Source organism: Roseivirga sp. BDSF3-8 (assembly GCF_041449215.1).
Lineage (GTDB): Bacteria > Bacteroidota > Bacteroidia > Cytophagales > Cyclobacteriaceae > JBGNFV01.
This window is the reverse complement of the sequence record NZ_JBGNFV010000001.1, coordinates 2,714,743-2,740,000: the sequence shown is the minus strand read 5'-3', so window position 1 is coordinate 2,740,000 and position 25,258 is coordinate 2,714,743. Positions and strand designations below refer to the sequence as shown.

Annotated in this window: 19 protein-coding genes, 2 tRNA genes and 1 pseudogene; 6 read left to right on the top strand and 16 right to left on the bottom strand. The window is 46.4% G+C overall.

Annotated elements, in window-relative coordinates:
* Window positions 1-25 precede the first annotated feature (25 nt).
* The 5 genes from tsaB to rpmH are packed head-to-tail and all read right to left on the bottom strand — an operon-like array spanning window position 26 to window position 3,812.
* The gene (gene tsaB / locus AB9P05_RS11250) at window positions 26-721 is read right to left on the bottom strand and encodes a tRNA (adenosine(37)-N6)-threonylcarbamoyltransferase complex dimerization subunit type 1 TsaB (protein WP_371908924.1); all 696 of its coding nucleotides are present in this window, start codon (window positions 719-721) and stop codon (window positions 26-28) included.
* Window positions 714-1,532 carry a sulfite exporter TauE/SafE family protein gene (locus tag AB9P05_RS11245; RefSeq protein WP_371908923.1) on the bottom strand — a complete coding sequence of 273 codons (819 nt, stop codon included), beginning with the start codon at window positions 1,530-1,532 and terminating at the stop codon, window positions 714-716. Before AB9P05_RS11245 ends, tsaB begins: the two co-directional genes overlap by 8 nt.
* A 9-nt stretch (window positions 1,533-1,541) precedes the next feature.
* Window positions 1,542-3,200, bottom strand: a complete 1,659-nt coding sequence (locus AB9P05_RS11240) for a S41 family peptidase (RefSeq protein WP_371908922.1) — start codon at window positions 3,198-3,200, stop codon at window positions 1,542-1,544.
* The gene (locus AB9P05_RS11235; protein ID WP_371908921.1) at window positions 3,190-3,615 is read right to left on the bottom strand and encodes a ribonuclease P protein component; all 426 of its coding nucleotides are present in this window, start codon (window positions 3,613-3,615) and stop codon (window positions 3,190-3,192) included. The genes AB9P05_RS11240 and AB9P05_RS11235 overlap by 11 nt, the downstream gene beginning before the upstream one ends.
* A 38-nt stretch (window positions 3,616-3,653) precedes the next feature.
* On the bottom strand, window positions 3,654-3,812 hold the full coding sequence (gene rpmH / locus AB9P05_RS11230) for a 50S ribosomal protein L34 (RefSeq protein WP_371908920.1): 159 nt from the start codon (window positions 3,810-3,812) through the stop codon (window positions 3,654-3,656).
* Window positions 3,813-3,922: 110 nt separating this feature from the next.
* On the opposite strand from rpmH, the gene AB9P05_RS11225 reads away from it, so the two are divergent.
* Window positions 3,923-5,644, top strand: coding sequence for a M61 family metallopeptidase (locus AB9P05_RS11225; RefSeq protein WP_371908919.1), 1,722 nt, complete (start codon window positions 3,923-3,925; stop codon window positions 5,642-5,644).
* A 53-nt stretch (window positions 5,645-5,697) separates the two neighbouring features.
* Here the strand turns inward: AB9P05_RS11225 and AB9P05_RS11220 are convergent, their stop codons facing one another.
* From AB9P05_RS11220 to AB9P05_RS11195, 6 genes are all read right to left on the bottom strand, one after another.
* Window positions 5,698-7,788, bottom strand: coding sequence for an insulinase family protein (locus tag AB9P05_RS11220; protein ID WP_371908918.1), 2,091 nt, complete (start codon window positions 7,786-7,788; stop codon window positions 5,698-5,700).
* Window positions 7,789-7,800: 12 nt separating this feature from the next.
* Window positions 7,801-9,141 (bottom strand): M16 family metallopeptidase, encoded by a 1,341-nt coding sequence (locus AB9P05_RS11215; RefSeq protein ID WP_371908917.1) that lies wholly within the window; start codon window positions 9,139-9,141, stop codon window positions 7,801-7,803.
* A 174-nt stretch (window positions 9,142-9,315) separates the two neighbouring features.
* Window positions 9,316-10,317 carry an adenosine kinase gene (locus tag AB9P05_RS11210; RefSeq protein WP_371908916.1) on the bottom strand — a complete coding sequence of 334 codons (1,002 nt, stop codon included), beginning with the start codon at window positions 10,315-10,317 and terminating at the stop codon, window positions 9,316-9,318.
* A 19-nt stretch (window positions 10,318-10,336) separates the two neighbouring features.
* Complete coding sequence (locus AB9P05_RS11205) at window positions 10,337-11,509, bottom strand: hypothetical protein (RefSeq protein WP_371908915.1); 1,173 nt, start codon at window positions 11,507-11,509, stop codon at window positions 10,337-10,339.
* Window positions 11,510-11,562: 53 nt separating this feature from the next.
* Window positions 11,563-12,495: a glycerophosphodiester phosphodiesterase family protein gene (locus AB9P05_RS11200; RefSeq protein ID WP_371908914.1), complete on the bottom strand. Its 933-nt coding sequence runs from the start codon at window positions 12,493-12,495 to the stop codon at window positions 11,563-11,565.
* Between the two features lie 190 nt (window positions 12,496-12,685).
* Window positions 12,686-13,123 (bottom strand): hypothetical protein, encoded by a 438-nt coding sequence (locus AB9P05_RS11195; protein WP_371908913.1) that lies wholly within the window; start codon window positions 13,121-13,123, stop codon window positions 12,686-12,688.
* Window positions 13,124-13,647: 524 nt separating this feature from the next.
* Here AB9P05_RS11195 and map point away from each other — a divergent pair.
* A pseudogene (gene map / locus AB9P05_RS11190) lies at window positions 13,648-14,427 on the top strand (type I methionyl aminopeptidase).
* A 539-nt stretch (window positions 14,428-14,966) separates the two neighbouring features.
* Here the strand turns inward: map and AB9P05_RS11185 are convergent.
* Together AB9P05_RS11185 and AB9P05_RS11180 are read right to left on the bottom strand one after the other, a co-directional pair.
* Window positions 14,967-15,041 (bottom strand) — tRNA-Val (locus AB9P05_RS11185).
* Between the two features lie 50 nt (window positions 15,042-15,091).
* A tRNA-Val gene (locus AB9P05_RS11180) sits at window positions 15,092-15,166 on the bottom strand.
* 284 nt (window positions 15,167-15,450) lie between these two features.
* Between AB9P05_RS11180 and AB9P05_RS11175 the strand changes: the two genes are divergently transcribed.
* The 3 genes from AB9P05_RS11175 (at window position 15,451) to AB9P05_RS11165 (ending at window position 19,185) form a co-directional block, all read left to right on the top strand.
* A complete protein-coding gene (locus AB9P05_RS11175) occupies window positions 15,451-17,085 on the top strand; it encodes a hypothetical protein (RefSeq protein WP_371908912.1) in 1,635 nt (544 codons plus the stop codon).
* Window positions 17,086-17,308: 223 nt separating this feature from the next.
* A complete protein-coding gene (locus AB9P05_RS11170) occupies window positions 17,309-17,518 on the top strand; it encodes a pinensin family lanthipeptide (RefSeq protein WP_371908911.1) in 210 nt (69 codons plus the stop codon).
* Between the two features lie 59 nt (window positions 17,519-17,577).
* Window positions 17,578-19,185, top strand: coding sequence for a nucleotidyltransferase domain-containing protein (locus AB9P05_RS11165; protein ID WP_371908910.1), 1,608 nt, complete (start codon window positions 17,578-17,580; stop codon window positions 19,183-19,185).
* On the opposite strand, the gene rlmB is transcribed toward AB9P05_RS11165, so the two are convergent.
* Together rlmB and AB9P05_RS11155 are read right to left on the bottom strand one after the other, a co-directional pair.
* Window positions 19,176-19,982, bottom strand: coding sequence for a 23S rRNA (guanosine(2251)-2'-O)-methyltransferase RlmB (gene rlmB, locus AB9P05_RS11160; RefSeq protein WP_371908909.1), 807 nt, complete (start codon window positions 19,980-19,982; stop codon window positions 19,176-19,178). The two genes, AB9P05_RS11165 and rlmB, sit on opposite strands and share 10 nt — an antisense overlap.
* Entirely contained in the window at window positions 19,955-21,163 is a 1,209-nt protein-coding gene (locus AB9P05_RS11155; RefSeq protein WP_371908908.1) for a GWxTD domain-containing protein, read from the bottom strand. The genes rlmB and AB9P05_RS11155 overlap by 28 nt, the downstream gene beginning before the upstream one ends.
* A gap of 111 nt (window positions 21,164-21,274) precedes the next feature.
* On the opposite strand from AB9P05_RS11155, the gene AB9P05_RS11150 reads away from it, so the two are divergent.
* Window positions 21,275-22,051, top strand: a complete 777-nt coding sequence (locus tag AB9P05_RS11150) for a class I SAM-dependent methyltransferase (RefSeq protein WP_371908907.1) — start codon at window positions 21,275-21,277, stop codon at window positions 22,049-22,051.
* 105 nt (window positions 22,052-22,156) lie between these two features.
* On the opposite strand, the gene AB9P05_RS11145 is transcribed toward AB9P05_RS11150, so the two are convergent.
* Window positions 22,157-25,120 carry a protein O-mannosyl-transferase family gene (locus AB9P05_RS11145; protein WP_371908906.1) on the bottom strand — a complete coding sequence of 988 codons (2,964 nt, stop codon included), beginning with the start codon at window positions 25,118-25,120 and terminating at the stop codon, window positions 22,157-22,159.
* Window positions 25,121-25,258: the final 138 nt, after the last annotated feature.

Here is a 25,258-nt window from a genome sequence, read left to right as displayed (position 1 = left end):
GAGGGTTTAGGAGAGTGAGCTGGTATCAGACCTGCTTTTTAGGAATGCCTGCTCTAAACTCTTTCAGGTAGAAGGGTTCATAATAGGCTACATCTTTAAAGATTTCGTCCTGATAAGCTTTCCAGGCCAGCCTTCCCAAGGGAATGGCGGAGGGTGAAACTCCCGGAACGTACCGGAAGTTGGGGTGGGTACGCAATAACTCTACGGATTTACCTGCCCCATCACCAAAAAAAAGAACAGGATGCTCTTTAAGGTGGGCAGCATAGCTATCCTGATCAAGTATTACCGGTTGTACTTCTTCCAGAATTTCCAATTGGCTATTAGCCACCAAACTATATACTTCCATCCTTCGGGCATCGATCATGGGGCACAGTAATGCCCCGAAGGCAACTGTGGAGAGACCTTCTGCCATGGCAAGTAATGTGGAAATGGCTATTAAAGGGATATCTAATGAATAGCATAGCCCCTTGGCGGTAGAAGTACCTATCCGGAGACCGGTATAACTGCCGGGCCCTTCACTTACTGCTATTGCGGTAAGATCGTGGAGCGTAAGCTGACATTGACCTAGAAGCTGATCGATCATAACGCTGAGAAATGCGCTATGGCTTTTGGCTAAATGAAGCTCCTGGGCGCCCAACAATTCTCCGTTTTCGTGAAGGGCTACGGAGCAAACCGGGGTGGCTGTTTCGATGCTTAATATTCGTGCAGGACGATCAGGCATTATAAAGTTCCAGGGCTTTTTTAATAATTACAACAAGGAGAAAAGCCGAAAATATGAAGCTAATCGTTCGGGATGAAATTTTGCGGCCGACTTTTACCCCGATGGGAGAACCTATAACCACTCCAGCAGAAAGGGCGAGAGCTATAGGCCAGACGATGTATCCCCAATTATAGTATTGAAAGGGATATCTGGTTTGTTCGAAGGAGTTATAAATAGTCATGCCCAGAGAGGACATGCTGATAACACCAAGCGATATACTCTTAGCTTGTTTGATATCCATTTTTAACCCCAGATTGAGAATAGGTACCATAATGGCTCCTCCCCCTAATCCGCTGAGGCTGGCAATGAGCCCCCCGGAACTACCGGCTACCGCTAATAATGAAAATCTTGTTTTTGGCTCTTCATCATCAGGTCTTTTTCTGGTATTGAGCCAGATGGTCCTAAACAAAATGAAAAGCAAGAGGGCAATAACCAGCACATTAAAAGCTGTGCGATCGTACCAGGGGGTGTTAACTATGAGGTAAAGGGAGCCTAGGGAAAAAATAACAGCAAATACACCTACATTAAGCGTTTCGGAAAAATAGAATTCATTTTTCCGCATGTGGGCTATATTTCCGGAAAGCGAGGCAAAGAAGGTACCGAGAATTGAGTTTGCAATGGTGTATTGGACAATTTCTTCACTTGGTACACCTACGTGAGATAAGGCATAGGGGAGAATGATAATGTATATAACGCCTCCGCCTATACCTAAAAGTCCTGCTAAAAATCCGCCTGCCAGTCCACTGACCAACAGCAGAAGAATTTCGATCATTATGATAAGTTAGTTCCTGCCGAGCAACCTATTATATTCTGAGGGATTATCCAATACCTCTACCGCCTGAACAATATCCTGATCATAATCAAAAGAAGCCTCGAGCATACCATCTTCAAGGAAGTAACGGCTTACTATCTCTTCTTTGAGCAAGCGCTTAACTTCGTCTTTAAATTTCTGCAGGTCACTTTCTTTATTGTGCTCGACTTTTTGTCTGAGATCCATGATCTGCGACTCAATGTCATCGTAGTATTTTTCTTTCTTGGCAGAGGCTATCAGCTCGTCAATCTTATTCTCAACCTTGGTGGTATAATCGTAATCCTTATCGCCAAGCCATTTTATAAACTGATCATATAGCTGATCATTGACCTGAAATGACCTGGAGTCTTTAACAGGATCATTATTGTAGTAATACTCGGTAGCAAAATCAAAGATTAGTCCTTTGCTGATTAGGCTAAGTGAAATAGGACTATAGTTGGCATCCTCAACCTCTACGTCGGGATCTATTCCTCCCCCATCATAAACCACACGATTGTTGGTGGTTTTAAATTCCATTTTCAAGCTATCAGGCACTTTGCCTACACTGCCATCCTCATTGCGATGACTGTAATCTATAGCCTGAATACATCTGCCGCTTGGGGTGTAATATTTCGCAGTGGTGACTTTCAGTTGGCTATTGTATGTTAAAGGTCTGGTGGCTTGTACAAGCCCTTTACCAAATGTTTTCTGCCCAACCAGTACACCACGGTCATAATCCTGCATCACTCCGGATACAATCTCGGCTGCGGAAGCACTGCGTGAACTTGTAAGTACGACCAGTGGTATTTCCTGATCAACAGGGTTGTCATTGGCCTTATAGGATTTATTCCAGTCGCTTACCTTACCCTTTGTGCTTACAATCTCAGACCCCTTAGAGACAAATACATTTGAGACATTAATGGCTTCACTGAGAAGACCACCCGGGTTGCCCCTCAGGTCAAGAATGACTTTTTTAGCACCTTTCTCTTTTAGTTCGCTTAGCGCATCTTTCACTTCCTTACCGGCACCTGTAGTAAAGTCTGATAGCTTGATATAACCGATGTCGTCTTTTACCAGACCGTAGTAGGGTACATTATCAATAGTTATTTTTTCACGCTTAAGCTCAAGCACGAGGGGATCCTGCTTGCCAAATCGGTTGATTGTAAGTTCAACATCTGTATTGGCCTGGCCTTTGAGCAACTTGCTTATATCCGAGGTATTCTTGTCGGTAACATCGATCCCGTCAACTTTAACCAGTTCATCACCAATTCGCAGCCCGCTGGAATAGGCGGGAAAGCCCTCGTATGGCATGATGATGATGTTCTTACCATTTTTTCGACCTATGACTGCTCCAATGCCGCCGTATTGTCCGGTGGTCATGGTACGATAGTCTTCAATTGCGTCTTCAGGAATATAGTTGGTATAAGGATCGAGGGTTTCGAGCATACCATCTATTCCGGCTTTGATCAGCTGGTTAGGGTTTACTTCATCCACGTAATAGGTGTTGACCTCTTTGAAAAGAGTAGCAAAGATGTCTAGGTTCTTGGCTATCTCGAAGTATCGTTCACCTGGTGAAGTAAAAGAAAACAGGGTAATAATAAGGACAGGTAATAAAGCTCCTGCGGACCATTTCCACAATCTATTTCTCATGCTCGGCGTGTTTTAACTCGTTTCTTATCTTCCCTAAACGCTTCATTACGATTTTTAGTTTGTCCTGAAGCTGACTATGGGGAAGTTCTTCCTTTGCTACATAAATAAAAGCAATTAACAAGCCAAAATCACGCGATTTCTCTGGATTGGGAAAATATTTATTACACCGGTATGCCTCTCTCATCCGCCTTTTCAAAAGATTGCGGGTGACAGCTTTTCGAAAGCGCTTTTTGGGCACAGTGAAGACTACCCGGTCATAGGGTATATCCGGGTCTGGGGAAGGGAGGTAGATTACCTTGTAGGGGTAGATAAAAAAAGAGGAACCTTTTGAGAAAAGTCCCTGCAGTAGGATTCGGCTAGATAGCCGCTCCTTTTTTGAAAAAGAAAAGGATGGGGTAATTCCGCCTTCTGTCATACGAGGGATGTGAATACAGACGACGGAATTGCCACTACTTATTTTTTGCCTTTGCTTTCGCCTGATACAGTCAGTTTCTTTCTACCTTTAGCCCTTCTTCTGGCAAGGACCGCTCTACCGTTAGCTGTTTCCATTCTCGAACGAAAGCCGTGCTTATTTTTACGCTTTCTTACAGAAGGTTGGTATGTCCGTTTCATTACTTATTATTATCTTCTCCGACAAGAAACTTTTCAATTTGGCCTGCAAAGTTAAATATCTTTTTTAAAATATCAAACAGCTAGCATGATTGTGCGCTTGAGAAATAATTATGAAATACACACTAAGCTATAAGGAGCCTCTCACTCATTTTTTGACAATCAACATAGAGCTTGAAGCCACCGAAGATGAAGAAGTTATAGACTTACAATTACCTGCATGGCGCCCCGGCAGATATCAGGTCGCAAATTTCGCAAAAAATATCCGGGATATTAGTGCAAAGGATGAGTATGGTGCTTCATTACCAATAAATAAAGTATCGAAAGACCGCTGGCAGATTCATTCAAAATCGCGGGGGAAGGTACTACTGGAGTACGAATATTTCGCGCATAAAATGGACGCTGGTAATAGCTGGCTTGATGACCATCAGGTTTACGTGAATTTTGTGAACTGTATGCTTTATGTACCCAAAAATGAGCCGGATCCACATGTACTTGAGGTGATAGTCCCGGATGACTATAAAATTATTTGTGCGCTCCCGGGGAGGGGAAGGGGGGGCTATCATGCGAGAGACTTTCAGGAACTGGCAGACAGTCCGGTAATGGCCAGCCGTACTTTGCGGGAATGGTCATACGAGGTTGGCGATACAGTTTTTCATCTTTGGTTTGAGGGAGAGCACCTTCCGGATAAAGAACGAACGATCAAAGCTTTCACAGATTTTACCGTGTCTCAGGTGGAGGCGATGGGCCCCCTGCCCTTGCAACACTATCATTTTATGTTCCAGTTGCTGCCTTACAAGCATTATCATGGCGTAGAACATAAGGCTTGTACGGTGATAACGCTCGGTCCTGACACGAAGATCAACGAAGAGGTTTTTTACAATCAATTTATGGGGGTAAGCTCTCATGAACTCTTTCATGCGTGGAATGTATGCCGCTTAAGACCAAAAGAACTCCTCCCCTATGATTTTTCAAGGGAGGTGGTCTTTGAAACAGGGTTTGTAGCAGAGGGAGTTACTACGTACTACGGTGATTTATTTTTGGCCCGAAGTGGATTTTTTAGGGCTAGTGAGTATTTCGAGGAGCTCAACAACACCCTCGCCCGGTTTGGAATGCACGATGCCGACCATCATACTACGCTCGCTAAAAGCAGTTATGATCTATGGTTAGATGGCTATGAAGCGGGTGTTCCGGACCGAAAGGTGAGTATATATAATGAAGGGGCTATCTCAGCCCTAATTCTTGACCTGATGATCAGAAAAATATCCAGCGACGAGCGGTCTCTGGATGACGTCATGCGAACGCTGTATAATCGGTTTCTGGACACTGGATATACGGCGGATGATTACAGGCAGGTAGCGGAAGAGGTAGCCGGGGAACCTTTGGACGAGTTCTTCAGTGACTTTATTTACGGCGGGATGCCTGTAAAAAAATACCTGCCGGAATTACTGGGTCGAATGGGTCTGGCGCTTGAGTGGGTTCCCGGGGAAGAAACAGCATATATACACCGGTTTGGATTCAGGCTAGGGAAAAAAGAAAAGGAGATGAAGGTGGCTCATACGGCACCCGGATCTGAGGCAGAAAGGGTGCTTAGCCTGGAAGATGAATTAATTGCCGTTAATGGCCGAAAACTGGAATCAGACGAAGACCTTAACTTTTATACCGGTGAAATATCACTTACACTATTCCGGAATGATGTTTTGCATACAGTAGTGCTTTCGGAAGACAGTGAAAAGTTTTATACCTATGGAAAAATAGTCCCTAAAGAGGAGGCAAGCTCCGAAGAATTGAGCAGAATGAGGCTCTGGCTTCGGGGTAAAAGCGACAAAGCATAAAAAAAGCCTGTCTGCTAAAATGCAGACAGGCTTTTGTCTATCAGAGTTATATCTTATTGATTAAAAAGGCTCTGGTCTATATCTGTATTTATTTTGATCTCATTGACCTTTACATCAAAATTCTGGGGTCCCGATGAGATGGTCATAGTATAGGGGAAGCTGATGCCGTCTACTTCCCGGTAATCGTCATAGAGTACATTGGTAACAATGTCTCCGTTAGGACCTTCGGTTAACTTTTCGGACTTGATCTTAAGGCCAGTTTCTACGTCGAAAAACATGGTCACGCTACCTCCCTGAGGGTATGTGGCCTTAACGGCATAAGCTTTTTTACCTTCCACATTCTGAACCCCGGTGAGTTCGGTAGACACATTTAACTTATCGTAATGGCTTTCGGGTACAATTAGCCCATCTATCATGATTTCCTCCTTCGTTTTTTCGTCAAGAGGGATCGTGTTGCCTTGCTGAACGAGGACTATATTGTCTCCATTTACCACTTTTCTGGTAAGTGGATTGCCTTGCATTTTAAGCTCTTCAAAATACTTACCGTCATCCTGCTTAACGAGGTTAAGGTTAAGATCCATTCCCATGGCGTTAAAAGTCATATCCATACTCAGGTTTTCCATAGACTGAATGGCCTCTTCCCCTCCTATTGCCTGAAGGTAAGAATCCAGTACCTGGGTAGCTGTGAGGCCTTCGGGTAATTCACTTGTTTCAGGGGTGTATTCCTCCCCATAAATAGTGTAGTAGTCTACTTCACCAAATTGGGAAAGCTTATGAGCGACTTCGGCCCCGTTACCTACCACCAGGATGTATCCATTCTCTGGCTTAATGTATTCCTCAGCCACGCCTTTAACATCTTCCTGAGATACATCCGCTAGTTTTTTAAGGTAGCTGCTGTAGTAGTCTTCGGGGAGATTGTATCTGGCAGTGTTAATAGCAAAATTAGCGATTGTCTGTGGACTCTCCAGTGAACGGGCAAAAGAACCTGTGATACTGGCAATAGCCAGATCGAGCTCGTCTTCACTCACTTCTTCGGACTTTATTTTATTAAGCTCGTAAAGAAACTCCGTGACGGCACTGTCAGTTACTTCGTTTCTAACGCTGGCGGCCGATCTGAACTCTCCGATAAGGGGGTCAGAGGAAATAGAAGAATAGGCACCGTAGGTAAAACCATGGGTTTCACGCAGGTTTACGAAGAGCCTCGCTGTGCCTCCACCACCAAGTATCTGGTTCATTACCCGTGACTTGATCACATCAGGATGGCCGGGCTCAAGCTCCACTGTATTGACTACCCGAATTACTGACTGTACGGCACTACTTCTGTCGACTAATGCCACCTGCATATTATCCGGTGATTTGGGGCTTTGGTACTGGTGGGTGGGTACATCAGCTTTTTCCCATTCGCCAAGGTGTTTCTTTACCAGTTTTTTGGCTTCTCTTTTACTTATATCTCCTACTATAGCGAGGTAGGCGACATTGGGCCGGTAGTAGGTATGGTAATAATCTTTGGCATCCTGTAAAGTGACTGTGTTTACGGTTTCTTCAGTGGTAAGCTCTCCATAAGGATGGTCATTACCAAATAGCAGGACATTCTCCACATTACCTGCGATAGCGCCGGGATCATTTTTACTTGCCTGAAGGCCAGAAAGAATTTGGTTCCTTATTTTCTCAAACTCATCTTCGGGAAATGAGGGGTTAAGGATAACATCAGAAAACAGTTCCATGATCTTGTCAGAGTGTCTTCCAAGACCAGAGGCATATACACCTGTAGCCCCTGTGGTAAGGCTGGCACCAAGAAAATCGATCTCTTCATCGAGTTGATCCTTGGTACGGCTGGTGGTACCTCTTCTGATCAGGTCACCGGCTATACTTACGTAGCCTGCTTTTTCACCTTCAACTATCGGGTCTCTGTCAAGCACCAAATTAAATGCGATACGTGGTGTCTTGTCATTTTCCACGACAAATACTTTAAGCCCGTTTTTCAGGGTAAAACTCTCGTAGTCGGCAATATTTATTTCCGGGGCAGGGCCTGGCTCGGGTAGCTTGGAGCGGTCTACCTGGGCGTAGGCAGAGCCTGCTGCTACGGTAAGGGCCATCGCGAATAGTCCAGCCCTAACGAATGTATATAGTGATGATACGTTCATTTTTCTCAGGTATTAATTACTTTGGGTCTGGTTATTTTCACTTTTAGGAAGGTAATAGAGCACTACCCTGTTCTCTTTGGTGAGGTATTTGTTAGCCACTCTTTTGAGGTCTTCACGCGTTACATCCATGAATTTCTCAATTTCTGTATTGATAAGGTTGGCATCTCCAAAATACATGTGGTAATCTGCAAGGCTCTCTGCCACACCAGCCACACGGCTATTTTGAGACACAAAGTCTACCTCTATCTGGTTTCTGATCTTTTGGAACTCACGCTCGGTAATAAGTTCCTCCTGTACGCTTTCAAACTCTGCGTCTATGGCACTTTCCAGTTCTTCAGGCGTAATACCAATATTGGTGATACCGAGGGTGATGAAAAGCCCTGGGTTCTCCAGTGCATAAGGGAAAGCAAAAACCTGTAAGGCTTTCTGTTGCTTATCAACAAGCTGCTTGTTCAGCCTGGCACTAGGCCCGCCACTAAGTACCTGGGTGAGCATACTAAGGGCATAGTAGTCGTCAGTACCCTGGGCTGGCATGTGATAGGCATGGAATACGGCGGGTAGCTGTATATCATCATAAATCACGTCACGTATTTCCTCTGCCTGAGCAGGCTCTACCACGTCCGGCCTGGGAATTTCCATTGTACCGCGGGGAATTTCAGAAAAGTATTTTTCCACAAGTTCCCTGGTATCGTCGATATCCAGATCTCCGGCAATAGAAAGCACGGCGTTATTGGGGACATAAAACTTTTTATAGAAATCCATAAACTCTTCCATGGTGGCCGCATCTAGGTCTTCCATGCTTCCTATGGGTGTCCAGCGGTATGGGTGCTCAGTATAAGCCCTTTTAAAAATCTCCTGGGCGAAGGTCATATAGGGCTGATTGTCATAACGCTGGCGCTTTTCTTCCTTCACTACCTCACGCTGGGTTTCTACTCCCGTTGAGTCAATTTTTGCATGAAGAAGGCGCTCACTTTCCAGATAAAGGCCAAGTTCCAGGCGGTTACTGGGGAGCACTTCATAATAGAAGGTACGGTCCTGAGAGGTATTGGCATTCCACTGACCGCCGGCACGCTCAACGATTTTAGCGTATTCGCCGCGATCTATGTTTTTGCTACCTTCAAAAAGCAGATGCTCAAAAAAGTGGGCGAACCCTGTTCTTTGAGGGTCTTCATTCTTAGAGCCTACATGATACATCATGGTTACGGCTACGATAGGGGTGCTATTGTCCTGGTGCAGGATGACATGCAATCCGTTGTCGAGATCGTATTCGACAAAATCGATTTCTTTCTGGTCCTGCGCCTGTGCTGCTATCGTTACCAACAGGCACATTACCAGATACCCTAGTTTCTTCATATCTGTTTTACAATTTTTCAGCCGGTTCAAATACAACCTGCTGCTTACTAAAATGATCCGGAAGGATCAACATACAAACGACGTAAGATTTAACGTAAAAATGAAAAAGATTTATATGAGCGGCTGAGAGGTGAGGTAGATAAAAAAAGCAGGTCTCTGACCTGCCTTTATTGCTTAATTCTCAAAAAGATGGTTCATAACCTCTTTGGCCTGATGCCATTCAAGACGCGGGCCAAACTTAGCCACAACCCTGGAGGAAGCAAGGCTGGCTATCTTCCCGGCCTGGGCAAAGCTATGCCCGTGGGTAATGCCGTATAGAAAGGCTCCTGCAAACATGTCGCCGGCTCCATTAGAGTCAATGGCTTTAACGGTATAGGGCTCTATGTCAATGAATGTTTCCCCATCAAAGATCATAGCACCATTAGAGCCCTGGGTGATGCAGAATGTCTTAGCGATTTTTTTCAGTTCTTCGCGGGCCTGGAGTATGTCTTCCTTGCCGGTATAAAGGCGGGCTTCTTCTTCATTGCAAAAAAGAAGGTCCACACCCTCTCCTACTACCTGAGCGAGGCCGTCCTTGAAGTACTTAACCATACTGGGATCAGAGAAGGTTAAGGCGGTTTTAACCCCGTGTTTGTTGGCAAGTTCTTTTGCTCTGAGCATTGCCTCTCGGCCGTTATCAGAAGGAATAAGGTAGCCTTCTATATAGATGTATGAGCTGTCCTTAAGGGCATTTTCATCAATCTCCTTTACGGAAAAGTCAGAGGTAATGCCGAGGAAGGTATTCATGGTACGCTCAGCATCAGGAGTTACCATCACAAGGCACTTACCCGTAATCCCCTCAGGCAGGTGATCAGGATGGAGGTTGCTATCTACTCCAGCATCTTCAAGGTCTTTGTGATAGAATTTCCCCAGCTCGTCGTTACCCACTTTGCAGGAGTAATAGGAACTTCCTCCAAATTGATTTACGGCAATAATGGTATTCGCTGCGGACCCGCCACTTTGCTTTTTCACCTGGTGGCCTGTAATAGCAGCCATCAGGGAGGTTTGACGCTCCTCATCCACGAGGGTCATCATTCCTTTTTCTATGTCGTTTTCGGTGAAAAAGTTATCTGTAACCTCAAATTCAAGGTCGACAAGGGCGTTACCTATTCCGTAAACGTCGTATTTCTTAGCCATTTATTCAGAGTTTGAAAAATTAATCAATAATGGGCATACGCTTGTACTCTATGGATTCGTCAAAGAGCTTGCGATATGTGATATGTGTTTTGATGATTTTAGCCCCTATTTGTTCGCACACGCGCATCATCTTGGGGTTGAAGTCACCTATCCAGTTCATTTCTATATCTTCATAAGGGAAGCTGGCCTTCCATGCCAGTCCCGTATAGGATTTGATCATGGCCGCATCCACTCCCTTGCCCTGGTGCTCGGGGGATACACCGAATACCAAACCGAATATTTTCTTATTCTTACCGAGGTATTTGTAGTAAAGAAACTTAAGCTTACCTATCAGATTCAGCTTACCATTTACGTGCTTAAATACCTGGTTAAGCTCGGGCAGGCTTAAGAAAAAGCTGACTGGTTCGCCTTTATAGAACCCGAAGTAGATCAGTTTAGGATCAATAACAGGCTTTAGTTGCTTCATGATGCTCTTTGCCTGCAGTTCCGACATCTCCTTCACACCGCTGTGCCTGGCCCATGCGGCATTATATACGGTGCGAAAATAATGCGCAGCGTCGTCCAGTTTACTCTTTTTTATATACCGGAACTGATAATCGGGGTCGGCAATAATCTTATCTGCCCTCGCTTCGAGCTTATCCCCCAGGGGTAGGTTCTTTACAGGCCGGTGATAGGTGTATTGCTTGAAATATAATTTGAAGCCATAGTTCTCAAGTAGGTCTTTATAGTAAAGGAAGTTATAGGGCATACAGTAGTTGGGCTCAGTAAAGCCCTCTACCAGCAGCCCCCACCAGCGATCCCGGTCACCAAAATTGATGGGGCCGTCCATTGCTTCCAGCCCCCTTTCCTTCAGCCACTCCTTGCAGGCATCGAAAAGGATATTAGCAGCGGCCTGGTCATTGATACATTCAAAAAAGCCCATCCCCCCTGTAGGCTGATCATTGCCTTTATTTTTTGATTTCTTGTCAAAAAATGCAGCTACACGGCCAATCGTTCTGCCCTGGGCATCGCGCAGTATCCAGCGGGTAGCCTCTCCCCTGCGGAAGTTTTTATTTTTAGCGGGGTCGAAGACAGCCTCGATATCATTATCAAGGGGCCTGATCCAGTTTTTTTCGTCTTTGTACAGTCTAACAGGCAGCATCAAAAACTCTTTGATAAGGTTTTTCTGGCCTTTGATTTCAACTAGCTCCATGGGCATCGCTTAGTTCAGGCCCAAAAATAGGGGTTTATTCTTTTGAATGAAATTTAAGAGGCTGGAGAAGGAGGCGGGAAGCGATCGGGGTAATCGGTGATGAGCCCGTCGACTCCTTGTTGCATCAGATTCTTCATGTCAGCAGATTCATTAACTGTCCAGGGAATTACTTTCATCCCTTCCTGCTGATAGGCGCGGATAGATTCGGGGCTCAGGAGTGAGTAGTGAGGGCTATATATTGCGGGGGTAAAACCGAGTTCTTTTATTAGGGCGTCCGGACCAGGGGCTGAGCCGGCCTCGCCTTCTACCAGAGCAGCCAGCTTTATACCAGGATAGGTTTGATGCCAATAACGAAGAGCGCGAAAGTCAAAGCTCTGGATGACCATGCGCTGGTTGTTTATTCCAGACCTGGCTATAGTCTGGTATACTAAGTCACTAAAGGGGCCGGGAGCAGGGTGATAAAGGTCATCCCCACGGACCGAACTTTTGATCTCAATGTTATACGATACTTCACCCAGGTCATTAGCACTTATATACTCTTCTATGACTTTAAAAACTTCGCTGAGCAAGGGCTTGGAAACGTTCATCTTTTGCTGACCGGGAAAGCGAGGGTTGCCTGATGAGCCACAATCAAACCGGGCAATGCTATCGTAGCTCATCCGGTAGAGGTTGTAGTTACGTGCTGAGGAGCTGTTTAGCTCGACTGTATCAGAAAAGCTGCAAATTTCGGGGTTTATCCATGGCTCATGAGACACGACAACCTGGCTATCAGCAGAAATAACCACATCAAGTTCCAGGGTCGAAACTCCAAACTCTAGCGCTTTTTTAAATGCGGGTATGGTATTTTCAGGCATTAGTCCCCTGGCTCCGCGATGTCCCTGCAGATCAAACTTTTCACCTGATGACTGGCAGGATGTGGCTATCATGGCCGCCATGAGAATAACGGCCAGCAGATTGTGGGCTTTTCTAATACAAATAATGTACATCTGTCATGAGTGAGGGACGCTAGATTTACTTTCAGCCGGGTTAGAAATGCACGCGGGGCGGCATTAAGATAGGTATAATGCAGGATGCAAAAAATCACTACAAGAGGTATTCTCACTGGTTGTAGAAACCTTAACAATTCGGTAAAAGCAACCGGGACTAATGCCGGACCACCATTTAAACAACTGCCACTCAGGAACCGGAAAGTTGCTGTTTTTCTGTACTGAGTTGAAGATCTTCGGCATTAAGACCGAAGGCATAACGGAGATTTTCTTCCAGGGTTTTCAGGCTATCGAAAAGGTTGTAAAAGCTTTCAAGGAAAAAATATCCGGTCTGGAGTCTGGCGTGGTTATAAGGGGTTCTGAGCACTTTCCTGATGTTAAAGAGGTGCTTAGTGGTGTGTTGGCTTTTGGCATTGTCTATTATGGAGCGGGAGGTAAGGATAGCACCGCTGTGGGGCCGGGGCTCACCGTTTTTTCTAATAATCCCCATTTCGAAAGTAAACCAGAACAATGTGCCAAGATGCTCCCCAGCCTCATCGTTGTCTACATACTTGAGGGTAATATTGCGGAACTCGGAGAGAAAGCTGTGAAAGCGCTCATGGGTGAGTAATGGAATATGGCCATACACATCGTGAAAGAGGTCGGACTAATCACTAAAATCAATCTCTGAAGCTTTACGCACTCTTACGGTTACGCTGCAGTATACGCAACATAATCTTGCGAAGTGAGCATGTCAATTCGCGATGTTTAGTTTTTCATAGGTTTTTAGAAAGCAGAGATATTCCCGAGGCGGACTTTTTAGGCTGGTGGCCCTATTCACAATCCGCTATTCTTCCAGGGTCAGTTTGAATGTCGTGATAATTTAATACACGGCAAGAATGGAGGTAAAAAATACTGGCCGGCAGGCCAACTTGTATAAGGTAACAAACGAGGCTAATCCAGTAAGTGCGTGTTTATACCTCTACTGGAATTAGGGGTGGGTATTCTCATCTTATGTCTATGAAATCTGCGGCCAGGAAAATTAGAGCCAGGAAATCCATAAGGAAGAGGTCAGTTATTTACTGGTAATTTCCAGCTTTAGCAAATAGTGACATACTGGGTGTTATAGGGTTAGCACGTATCTGATTGTTTTAACCGCGCAAAAAAAGTGATATGACAATAAAGAAAGAATATGAACTGGTGGGAATGAAAAATGTCAGTGAGGTGGTGGCTTCCACTCTCAGGCTTATTGGGGAGCATGCCACGGTGGGCAAGTCTGCTAAAGAGCTGGACGAATACAGTGGGGAAATACTGTCGAGCTACGGAGCTAAGTCGGCACCATATTTAGCTTATGGTTTTCCCGGGTATACCTGCATCAGCATACATAAGGAAGCGGCTCAGGGAATCCCTTCTGCGAAAAAAATATTGCAGGAAGGTGACCTGATCAATATAGATGTCTCTGCAGAGCTGAATGGTTTCCGGGCGGACAATGGAGGCTCTTCTGTAATAGGTAAAGACGTGCACAATCATCTACCGCCGGTAAATGCTTCCAAACGAATCCTGCATAAAGCCATTCACCACATTAAAGGAGGCATCAAGGTGTCTGAAATCAGGCACCTGATAGAAAAGGAAGGAAAAAAGCAGGTTTCGGAGTAATAATAAAATCTGGCAGGCCATGGGGTGGGCAGAAGCTTGCACGAAAAGCCGGAGAATATTTTGAATTGCCGGGTTAAAGCTAACCAGGAACGATTCAAGCAAAATACTACGGTAGCTATCGAGCCCTTCATCTCCACAAAATCAACTCTGGCGGTAACCTTAAATGATGGCTGTACCCTGATAGGTAATAGGGGTGGGTATGTGACTCAGCGTGAGCATACTATACTGATTATGGATGGCAGACCTGTAATCCTGACGGCTTCTAATGGCATCAGGAATAGGCCAGCTACAATTTGAAGTGACGATTAGGTCTCAGGCTGTATGAAAGAGTAGCCTATAGGGGCTTTGTAACTAAACACGATACTCATACTTTAATCTATAAGGGGTGAGGCAGTAATCAACAATATCATCATAATACAATTTCGACGATTCTTAAAGCTTAAATCGAATACGGGTAAAAGGATGAGTATAGGGCAGGTACAGGATAAGCGAAGGAGTAGCGTAGAATAAGCGAGAGAGACACGAAGATTTGTAAAGGAATTTTTAGGGAAGACACGAACAAAATAGTCTTGCCTTCATAAAAGCAATATTGTGATAATGCAATATACAATCAAGTATTCCGGTAAATAAATCCAGTGGATTTACAGCAGCCTTTTTGCTGCACCGTTACGCTGGTAGTTTGTTCCAAGAACTGGGCCTCTCCCCCTATTGCACTGGTGCACATCCAAATAAATGCACTCATAGGTGAAAGTTCTGCGATTAGATGGGGACCCCGTCATTCGACGGGGTTTGGCATAAAAAAAGCCGATCCCCTTGAGAGAATCGGCTTTAGTATGTGGGCCCTGCTGGATTCGAACCAGCGACCCCCTGCTTGTAAGGCAGGTGCTCTGAACCAACTGAGCTAAGAGCCCCAATAAATTGGGTACCACTAGAGTGGTATTAAGAAAATGAAACAATAAAGTGGGCCCTGCTGGATTCGAACCAGCGACCCCCTGCTTGTAAGGCAGGTGCTCTGAACCAACTGAGCTAAGAGCCCTTAATCGCACCTATTATGCAATTGGGAATGCAAAGGTAGTAGAAGATTAATTGGTTCCAAATAATTGCTCTGAAAATTTTCCAGTCTTCTAATGACCGACTTTCAGTTTAATGGCTTGTAAGCCACTCACCATCAATATATCCGGCTCGGATTTTGCTACAATTTACTTTATTCTCCATACGTTCTCAGGTTATGCCAGTCCATATAATAAAGGCTAATATATTACAGGATAGCAAGAGGAGTAGGCGTATCGAGTTACATTGCATAAATAAAAATCATCACCTATGAAGGAATTTGTAGTAGCTGTGCTTCTGAGTACGCTGACCTTGCAGGCAACAGCACAGAGGTCAATGAGCGAAAATGTAGAAATATCCTGGAGTCCGAAATTGGAGGAAAGGGGCACAAACACCCTTGAGGACATTGTGGGCTACGACGAAACAGGCTTTTATGTATTGAAGAGGCAGGAAAGGGGTGCCGGACTTACATTTTTACTTGGCTCTAATATGGGTATGAGGCCTCATTACTTAATCGAGCATTTTGATAATGACATGAAGCCTACCAAAAGTAAAATGCTTGAAATGAAGCATGAGGGTAACAAGCTGGATATGGAAGGAGTGCTGTATTTTCAGGACCGCCTTTTACTTTTTACTACCTATACAGATAAAGACGCACGGGTAAAGCAGCTTTTTCTTGAGGAGCTGGATAAGAAAAGCCTAATGGTGACCAGTGAAAGGATACCTCTGGGAGAGATTGACTTTGAAGGCCACTCGAAACGTAACAGCGGACTCTTTGACTATGTGATCTCATTTAATGAAAATAAGCTTTTCATATATCAGTCTATGCCTTATGACAGGAGGGATTATGAGAAGTTTGCCTTTTCGGTATTTGACGAAAACCTGAATAAGCTGTGGTCTAAAGAGGTGACACTGCCATATAGCGATAAGGAGTTTGATGTTATGCGCTACCGGGTAGACGATGCAGGTAATGTTTATCTCTTGGGCCGGAAGTTTGAACAAGGCAGGAGGCTTTCCCGTGGGGGTGAAGCAAACTACAAATATCACATACTAAGCTACCGAAACGGGGGCACTGATGTACAGGAGTATAAAGTGGGCATAGAGGGAAAATTTCTCAATGATATGCAACTGGCGGTAAGCGAAAACAGTGACCTCATACTGGCCGGCTTCTATTCAGAAGACTCACCTACCTCAATATCAGGGAGCTTTTACATGACGATAGATGACAGATCCGGCGAGGTAATCAAGCAGAGCCTGAAAGCATTTGATACGGGCTTCCTTACAGAAAACATGCGCAACAGACAGGCGCGCCGGGTGGAGAAACGGGTAGAAAAAGGAAAAAACGTAGAGTTACCAAACTTTGACCTGAGAGACCTGATCCGGCGGGCAGACGGTGGTGTGGTACTGGTAGGCGAACAATACTTTGTTACGGTGACCACCACCCCAACAGTTAACGGTGGGATGAGAACCATACACCATTACAACTATCATGATATAATGGTGGTGAATATTGATCCGCAAGGCAATATTGAATGGGCGCACAAGATACCCAAGGAGCAAACGACAACGGATGACGGAGGCTACTTCAGCAGTTATGCATTGACGATAGCGGGTGATAAACTGTACTTTGTTTTTAATGACCACCGGGATAACCTGGATGCGGAACCAGGTAGATTGAAAACGTTCCATAACCAACGTAAATCGGTAGTGGTGCTGGGTGTTATGGACACAAACGGCAACCTCGAAAAGAAGCCACTCTTCATTAATAAAGAAGCGGGCGTACTTATACGGCCTAAGGTTTGTGAGCAAACGGGCGATTACGAGATGGTGGTGTTTGGCGAGCGTGGCAAACACCAGCGTTTTGCGAGGTTACGCTTCGGTGCAGATGGTGAAGCTAGAAAGTAATAGGCTCTGCGTGGAACGTATAAATGGAGGCCGCGGCCTCCATTTTTTTTAATTATGAAATGCCCGGCAGGAGTGACAATTTATTTTTGTGGTCAGCCAACATCAACTATGACTGTACATTGAATGGTCAAACACCTATCTTTTTTCCATAAAAAATGAATTAAGCTTTTTATTCCATCGGATGGCTTATAATTTGCCTTCTTCAAATAACTAATAATTTTTTATGAAAAAGCTTAAGCTAAAAAATCTGGAGTTGAAGAGTTTTGTAACTAACTCTAAAGATAAATTAGGAAAGACTATCCGCGGCGGTGGAGGCATTAGTGGCTTCGATTATGACTATAGCCGCGAATGCGGTGCAAGCTCTGACTGCTATGTACCCTACACGGATGATTGCCCTACAATCAACTGTTCAGATAGGTCTAATTGCTGTTAATCCGGCGATAGAAAATATAGAAATAGAGCGGCCGGGAGTCGCTCTTTTCGTTTGAACCTATGAAATCAGACTCTATGCAACCCTTTATCCCGTCACTGATCGAAAAGCATTTTGCGGGCCTGCCTGTGCTGCTGGCCGGTAGCTATGCCACCAATACGCAAACGAGCGATTCGGATATCGACCTGATGGTCTTTACGGAGCGGGTGAACGTCCCTGAAATATCGGGTAGAAAGATAGAGGGGCATACGGTGGAACTGATCGAAATGCCCTATCACAAGCCTGCCTATTTCCTGGAAAAGACCATGTTTAACAGCGGAGCTTACATTACGATGTTGCACTCCGGTATAATCCTGCAGGATAAGGATCACTACCTGAAGCACATTAAGGAATGGGCGGAGGCTGTATACCTGTCGGGCCCGCCGCAAGAGGGGCAGCGAAGAAGGCTTTATCGCTACCTGATAGAAATAACCCACCTGCTGGAAGACCTGGAAGGAGATAAACCTGCACCAGAGAAATTTTTTACAGCCAATCAGGTCATTATCAGCCTGAACAACCTGTTGTTTCTGGGGCACAACCTGTGGCCTATGGGGGGCAAATGGGCTACCCGTACGCTGGATGCTGTCTATCCGGACTACACTAAAAAGCTTTCTGAGGCACTCAAATCAGGAATCGAAAGAGGCGATTTCAGCGACCTGGTGAGGCTTGCGGAGGCGCATACGAATGAATTCGGTGGCAGGGTTAAGTCATACCATACGATGCTAAAGGGGCACGAGCCGCCGGATGAGCAGGATACAATTCAGTCCGAGGCAATTCAATTAGTAGCTCCCGGCGTATACTTTTCCGACACAGGGCAAAAATCTGTTGCGAAAATTATGACTATCAGGGAGAAGTACCCGGATATGTACCTGAAGGCTTTTGAAGAGGGACAAGGGTCGCTGGGGGTTGTAATACCGAAACCGGAAGCGAATGATACCAGGCCTTCAGATATTTTTAAAGCTGCCTTGCCGGATAAGCCTGTGATATACAGCACAGAACCTCATATGTACCTGATATATGGAGGCAGTGAAGCGAAAAGCGTGGCAGACAAGTATTTTGGGCTTGTGACTGACATTGCCGCCATGCTTAAGCAGCAAATGGATGCGGGAGCTAAGTGGCATGAAAAGGCATTGAGCCAGGCGGCCTATCTTTTTCCGGTCTTCTGTGTGCAAATGGGCATAGGCTCTGAGCAGGTTGATGATTTTACTACCTTCTTGTTTAGCAGTTGGTACCCGGAGGCAATAAACCCGGATGGTTACCTGGGGCCGCAGGACTGGGGCTATGAAAAAAAGAAACTGCAGAAGGAATTGGTGGGTAATGTGAATGAAGCCGATCCGGACCTGTTCGCGCTTACGCAGGCAATTATAAGCGATAAGGAAATCCGCTTCGATAATACATTGTTCGACCACTGGGCAGATGGCCTGGCGGCTATCTCTGATGAACTATCTGCGCTGGATGGGAGCGATAAGTTATTTACCTACACTGTGAAAGGGGCGGATGAAGCGGGCATTTGGCCTGTATTAAAAAACTACCTGGACTACATGTACACTATTTTGGAAATACCGGTAAAGGACCGCCTGTACCTTGTGGGTGTGCTCAGGAGGTCCTTCGGCCTTCAGGCTTACTCGTAGCCTCCGCGCTGCCTTACTACCTCAAAGAGGCTGACGGCAGTGGCTACAGATACATTAAGCGAGCCGATCTGCCCGGAAAGCGGAATTTTGACATGATCAGAAGACTGCTGTATAAGCTCGGGAGCTATCCCGTCTTCCTCGGACCCCATAAGGATAGCCGCAGGCTCTGTAAAGTCGACATCGTAAAGCATGTGATCGGCCTTTTCAGTACAGGCAACTACTTTAATGCCGGTATCCTGCAGGTACATGAGCGTACGACGCAGGTTATCTACCCTGCATACGGGTATGTGATTGAGGGCGCCGGCACTGGTCTTAACAGCATCACTGTTGACCGCTGCGCTACCCTTAGCAGGGATAACAAGGGCATGGGCTCCCGCACACTCTGCAGAGCGGGCAATGGCACCAAAATTACGTATGTCAGTCACGCGATCTAGTACTACCAGCAGAGGCATATCCCCACGGGCATAGGCTTTGTCGATTACGTTATCAAGTGAGGCATAGGTGATGGCGGACAAAAAGGCCACCACTCCCTGGTGGTTCTTGCGGGTGAAGCGGTTCAGCTTCTCTACAGGCACCTTACTTACGGGTATATGGAAGCGCCTGGCCGTCTGGATCAGTTCTTTGATAAGGTCATTGCTGAGATTTTTCTGCACAAAGAGCTTATCCACCTCCTTACCCGCCTCTATAGACTCCATCACGGCGCGGGTACCGAACACCATATTTTCAGGCTCTTTGTACTTTTTTCTGCGATTGCCTTCCTCGCCGTATTTTACAGGTCCTTTCTGGCCTTCCTCCATAAGTCAACATTTGTAAACCAGGGCCTTTCGTAACTTTTGCTTCTCAGCAGCACAAAGTGCCGGTTTGTGTAGGGGTTTTTAATTCGGGCAAAGTTAAAACGGATTTTTGACATCTCCTCAGTTTTCTCATATACCCATTCTTCGCCCTTTTCAGTACGGTATACAGCATCCGGCAGGCCATAAAGGGTGTATACCATCCCCTGGTCTGTCTTCCAGCCTTCTTTGTAGGTGGTGAAAAGCGCATTCGCCTCCGCCACCTGGCGAAAATAGTATTTCATGAGCCACTTACCCCTTTCCGGCGAACGGGTGGCATCCATAAGAAAATTATCCAGGGCCTGTTTCTTGTCAAGAGACCCTACCAGAGCAGTACGTTCCATAGCGGTGCTTATGTAGATAAGCGGGCCAATGATAGCCTCTATGGTACGGGCCCTGGGGAAGTAAGGATCCTGCACGAGCAGGGAGGCCCCCATAGCCCCACTGTCTTTTTTCCGGAAATAATAAAGGCCCTCTGTATCGAGAGTGTGAGTGCTACTCACATCAAGGGAAAATGTAGAGTCTATCTGCATGGTCGCACTCACTTCGTCCTGTTCTGTTTTCATGGGCGGGTCGGCCGGGGGGGAATCAAACGCATAACGCGTACTCAGAAGGGCCGATGTGTCTGCCCCGATCACCCCGAATGGCTGGCCACTTGATACCCATGAGGAAAACAGAGGAATGCCCTGCTCATCGGAAACGGCATAGGGGGGCAGGATTACGTAGCGTTCATCCAGCAGTATATCGTGATAGTAGTTCGTTTCCCGGCTCTTATGGTCAAATATGAAAAAGAGCAGCGCCGGGGCATCGGCTTTTGGTACAGACCACCGCAGCACGTGGCGGTTTTCGGTGGCGGTGTGAGTAATGGTACTGATATCAACTGTATCAGTAAAAGTGATATTTTGAGAATAGTCACTGAGTTCCTCCTGCATCAGAGTATAGTAGCTGAGGTCCTCCCCTCTGCGGTGGAGTAATACCTCCATCCATATCTCAAGACTATCCCCATTGTCCAGTACGCGGTGGCTAATGCTGATATGCCTGTCGGGATTGTACCGTTCCTTCAGATTGATCTGTGATGGCTGAACGCCCAGGGCGGCCACTGAAGTGATACAGACTAATAAAAAACAGGAAATTGACCTGGTAATCATAAATAAGGTAAAAATGAACGGCTATTAAAATATGGATTTCGGCTCACTAGGAAAACGATATTTGAAATTTTCCCGTACTTTTGATATTCATTTTCAGGAAAAAAGGCGCTAATGGCAATTTATACAACTGAAATAACGTCTGACAAGCTACCTGCTGACAACCCCATCCACCAGCGATTGTTAAAAGCATACTATGTGGCAGAGGACCGCGTAGCGGGTGACCTGCTGGAAGTAGGCTGTGGTGAAGGCCGCGGCGTGGAGCTGCTCTCCCCAAAGGTGCGTACCTATACGGCACTGGACAAGATCACGACGCTGATCGAGCGGCTTAGCAAAAAATATGACAACGTATCCTTTCGGCAGGCGGTGGTGCCCCCCTTCACAGGCATTGAAGATAACGCTTACGACCGCGTCGTGAGCTTCCAGGTGATTGAGCATATCAAAGACGATCGTCGTTTTCTGGAAGAAATATACCGTGTGTTGAAACCGGGGGGCTTTGCTATTATTTCCACCCCCAACATCCGCCAGACACTCACCCGTAACCCATGGCATGAGCGCGAGTATACACCGGAGCAGCTTAAAGCCCTTGCAAACGGCATTTTTGACAAAGTGGAGGCCATGGGCATTGCAGGAAATAATAAAGTGATGCAATACCATGAGCTAAACCGCCGCAGTGTACGCAAAATTACCCGCTGGGATGTGTTTAACCTGCAATACCGCCTACCGGCCCCCTTTCTGCGGGTACCTTATGAGATATTGAACCGAATGAACCGTAACAAGCTCAAGTCTTCTGATGACAGCCTGGTGATGAGCATTACACACAAGGATTATTACCTGACGGAAAAACCGGATAAGGCACTCGATCTCTTTTACATTTTACATAAGAGCTGATTCACCTCATAGGAGGGAGTCCTGTAAAGGCAGGTGTAGAAATAAAACAGAAAAGGGCTGGCAGTTACGAAAACTACCAGCCCTTTTTATATGTACAAAGCCTTTTTAGCGGCGTGTATTCTGAAACTTGCCGTAAATGCGGTCCATTTCTTCGCTGTAGCTCTTTACCAGCTCATCATTACCACTGGCAGCCAGAGACCTTATAAGCCTGTCGAAGTAGTACAGGTAGCTCTGAGTTACCATTCCCAGGTCTCCGTTGTCCAGGTTGTATTCCAGCATGTCTATGAGGCGGTCACCATAGGTACGAGCGATCTCATTGGCCATCTCATTTTCTCCCAGTCTGAAAAGAAGTCTTACCGTCTCAACAGTAGAGAGATCATAGTGTACCGCCTTATCAGGCATCACCTCGAGGCTGTAGTTCAGCACCTCTTTTGCCCTGGCTGAGTCACCCTCATTGATCAGCGCGGCCGCCAGTTCATTGAAGCTTGTCCGGTTATTGGCAACCGACTTCATGTAGTCGTCATTATAGTAGGCACCGGGGTCGTTCAGATTGCGGAAGGCAAACTTGTTCATCATGTTATCATACATGCGCTCTGTATCCACCATATCCGTATTAGGCCTGTCATTCTTCACCGGTAGCAGGCGGTAGGCATTACCTTCCTGTACCAGGTAATCCTCCAGCGTATAGGAAAGTCCCATACGTGAGGTATTGGTAAAGTAGATAGGGCGCGTCCAGCCTTGTGCATTATTAGTTACAATAAGATCCAGCAGGGCCAGGTCTTTTTTGTATAGCGCCCCGCCTTTGGCTTCAAATTCAATACGGTCTACTATCTTATCGCGAAGTTTAGGCGACACAATACCGTTCTCTATGAGCTTATCTTTATTTACGTTGATGTAAAGTTTACGGCTCGGCAGGATGGTGTATTCGCCTTGCCCGGGTGCACGCTGCTTGATAAAGTCACTACCCTCTTTTACAAGCTTAAGGTACTGCTCTGCATTGATACCGGCTGCCAGCTTGGGATTTTCCCTTACCAGCACGAAGTCGTTTACCCCCGGTGCATAGTGTTCATAGCTTAGCGTATAGGGGAACGGAGGGCTGTCCTGCATCTGCTGCATGGTCTGCTGGATGTACCAGTCAGTATTATAGTAGGTACCCACTATCACACGCGCATCCGTACGGTAGCCTTCCACATCCTGCATGTACCAGAGAGGGAAGGTGTCATTATCACCACCTGTAAAGAGGATCGCCTGATCAGCCGTAGAGGCCAGGTAGTTTTTAGCCTGGTCCACTGAGAAGAAGCGGCCACTGCGGTCGTGATCGTTCCAGTTTTCCGTGGCCATGATCACCGGCACCACTAAACACACAGCCGTAGCACCGATGGCAGCAGGTTTCTCTCCTGTCTTGCGGATCAGGTTCCAGATAGCCAGCACGCCAAAGCCTATCCATATGGCAAATACGTAGAAGCTACCTGCGTAAATATAGTCACGTTCCCGCGGTTCAATTGGGGGCGAGTTCAGGTACAGCACCAGCGCCACACCTGTAAGGAAGAAGAGCATGGCTACAACCGCAAAGCTTTTCTCGTCCCTTTTCAGGTGAAAGAAAAGTCCCACCAGCCCCAGTATCAGGGGCAGCATGAAGTAGTTATTGCGCGCCTTGTTTTCAGCCAGTTCGTCAGGCACATCCTCAAAGGCCGCTGCAGGGCTTAGCCAGCCTGCATCCTGCTGGTCGCTTGCCCTTCCGGCAAAGTTCCACATAAAGTAGCGCAGGTACATGTGCCCTATCTGGTGCTTGAACATGAAGCGCAGGTTGTCCCCGAAGCCGGGAACCTCCCCATCTCTGAGGCCAAGCGTAGACTGGTATGCCTGCACGTGGTTCTCAGCATCGCTGTATATACGAGGCAGGATTGTGCTTTGCTTAGGGTCATACTTATATTCAGGGCGCGAGTAAGCTACTTCGTACTTCTCTTCGCCTTTTACATACACATCGCGTCCCTCTTCACGCTCCACAATCTCCGCCGTATAGTAGGGGCCGAAAAAGAGCGGCCTGTCACCATATTGCTCACGGCGCAGGTAAGACAGGTAGCTGATAATGTTTTCAGGGTTATTCTGATCAATCGGCGGATTCAGGTTACTGCGGATCACGGCCATGGCATAACTCATGTCGCCAATAAGGATAAAGGCAAAGCCAAGCAGCAGGGTGTTCCAGGTAACCAGGCCTTTTGCCTGGGTGATGTAAATACCGTAAACCAATGCCCCTACCAGCAGGAGTATAAATAAGATTACTCCGGAGCCAAACGGCAGGCCAAGGCTGTTCACAAAGAATATCTCCATGTCACCAGCCAGGCCAGGCAGGCCGGTAATGATGCCGGACATGATAAAGATAACCATGGCACCGCTGATGGCCAGCGCGGCAATAAGACCGGGCCAGCTAAACGTGTGGCGCTTAAAGTAGTAGATCATCGCCAGGGCAGGCAGCGTCACCAGGTTTAGCAGGTGTACCCCCACACTAAGGCCGATCATATAAGCAATAAGGATAAGCCACTTGTTTGCCTGGCTTTCATTTTCCACTACTTCCCAGCGGAGAATCGCCCAGAACACAAAAGCAGTGAAGAATGAAGACATCGCGTATACTTCCGCCTCTACGGCAGAGAACCAGAAAGTATCTGAGAAAGTATAGGCAAGGGCACCAATGACACCGGCTCCCATAAGCGCGTAGGTCTGACCGGTAGTGGCCTGGGCAAAATCTTTAATCCCTACCAGTTTGCGGCCGATCAGAGTGATGGACCAGAACAGGAAAAGAATGGTAAAGCCACTGGCGAGTACCGACATCATGTTGATCATGAGCGCCACCGAGTCCAGATCAGGGGCGAACAGGGAGAACATACGGCCCATCATCAGAAAGAAGGGAGCCCCCGGAGGGTGTGGCACCTGCAGCTTAAAGGCGCAGGCAATAAACTCGCCGCAATCCCAGTAACTGGCGGTAGGTTCTACAGATAAAGTATAAACAATCGTGGCAATAGCGAATACGATCCACCCCGTAAGGTTATTGATCTGCCGGTATTTTGACATGTTATTGGTACGTTATTCCTGGCGAAATTAGTAAATCCTGAAGGATTCCCCCTCTTAATTTATGTTAAAAAAGCCTTAAACGGCTTTATCCGGACTACATCACTCCTTATAAGTAGAAATGGAGCCGGCATAGCCCCG